Origin of the sequence: Nonomuraea sp. NPDC049784 (genome assembly GCF_040659615.1) — a bacterium.
Taxonomy (GTDB): domain Bacteria; phylum Actinomycetota; class Actinomycetes; order Streptosporangiales; family Streptosporangiaceae; genus Nonomuraea.
This window is the reverse complement of sequence record NZ_JBFAMX010001140.1, coordinates 1-1,702: the sequence shown is the minus strand read 5'-3', so window position 1 is coordinate 1,702 and position 1,702 is coordinate 1. Positions and strand designations below refer to the sequence as shown.

The following is a 1,702-nucleotide window of genomic DNA, read 5'->3' as shown; positions in this document are numbered from 1 at the left end:
AGCCTGAATCCACGGCGTGATTCCTGTTGATCGTTTTCTGGTCCAATTCCTCCACGAGGAACGATTCCCCAGGCAGAGGGGCTGTTTTCGGGTGTGGGAGGACCGCCGTGCTCGGGTCGCGGCTCGTCCGGTGCGTCTGGGGGATTGGGTGTGCGCGGTGGCGCGGGTGACCGTGAGGGTCGTCGGCAGGGCGTGACCTGGGGGTTTCGGTTAGTCAGGCCGTTCGTCCGGTGGGCGGGCCGTGCGTGGCGGTGAAGGCGTTGATCCAGGCGGGCTGCCAGCGCCATCCGGCGGGCAGGTGTAGGACCAGGTGGCCGCGTCTGTGCCGGGCCAGCCGAGCGGGCACGCTGATCAGGTGGCGGCGCAGGGTAGCGCCGCGGGCGCGGGAGTGGAAGGCCGAGGCCAGGCAGCCCAGGCCGCGCAGCAGGTTATGGGTGATCGCCGCGCAGGTGAGCCACGCGGCGTTGGCCGCGAAGTGCCCCGAGGGTAGGTGAGCGAGCGATCCGTTGATCAAATCGGCGTTGATCTGCTCTTGGACCGCGTGGTCACGATGGTGCTCCTCGGCCTGCACCAATGCGTACGGACTGTCGGTGAAGATCGGGTAGTAGCGGTAGGTGGGGAACAACTCGCCCTGGCCCTGCCTGGCGGGCTTGTCGAGTCTTTTGACCCGCCGCACGATCAGCCGGGCGGTCACCTGCTTGCTTTTCCTGCTGGTGAAGGCGGTGGAAGACGTTTCGGCGACCTCGGCGTCGGAGACCCATCCGCCGGCTTGCTCATCGAGAATCGCCCGGGGGTACTTGATCGGCTTCCAGGCGGCGTCGTCGATGGTGGCGATCATCGCCTTTACCTTGGGATCCAGCTTGGCGGTGACCGAGAAGCGGACATCCTGGGTGCGGCAGGCGGCGACCACGTCGGCGCTGTAGAAGGCCGAGTCGCCGCGCAGCACCAGCGTGCCCGAGCAGCCCGCCGCCCGCGCCGTGGTGATCGATTCGCTGACCAGGGAGGCCGCGCCGCGGCCCGACCCGCAGGTGCCGCCGCGCAGCCGGCTGGCTGCTATCACCGGCGCCGCCAACGGCGTGGACAGGGTGACGGCCAGCACGTTCAGCCCTCGGACCAGCACGCTCTTGCCTTGGATCTTGGTGTGGCCGAAGCCGGAGCCCTGCTTGGCGTAGCCGTAAGTGCGCCGCTGCATCGAATCGACGTCGAGGAAGGCCAGCACGTCAGCGCCGGGCAGCAGCGGGGTGTGGATGGCCAGCGCGGCGAGCAGTTCGCGTGCGATCTTGTCGAGTTGGCGGACGTTGCCCCAGGTGAACGCCCGCAGGAACGATCCCAGCGTGGACGGCGCGCGGATACCGGTGAACATCTTGTCCATCCCGCCGTGCCGCAGCAGGTCCAGGTCGTCGATGCTGTCGGCGCCGCAGGCCATCCCGGCCACGATCGAGGTCACCTTCGCGGGTGCGTTGACGCCGTCGGCGACGCCCAGGGCCAGGTGCTCGCCGACCAGGTGGTCCAGGCCGCACCGCTCGGCCAGCCGCAGTGCCGGGGCCAGTCCGGCGTAGGAGATCACGTGCTCGTCATCGAAGATCGCCTGCGTATGGCTGGCGGCGTGGGAGAATCGCACTTACGAGGTGTCCTTTGGAACCGGCGGTTGGAAGCGTGAAGAACTCCCATCCTCCCAGCTCAAGGGGCACCTCACTTGATT

At 68.2% G+C, this 1,702-nt stretch carries 1 protein-coding gene; it reads right to left on the bottom strand.

Annotation, left to right across the window (positions count from 1 at the left end):
* Positions 1-214 precede the first annotated feature (214 nt).
* The gene (locus AB0J09_RS64115) at positions 215-1,621 is read right to left on the bottom strand and encodes an IS1380 family transposase (RefSeq protein WP_360714232.1); all 1,407 of its coding nucleotides are present in this window, start codon (positions 1,619-1,621) and stop codon (positions 215-217) included.
* Between the last annotated feature and the right edge of the window lie 81 nt (positions 1,622-1,702).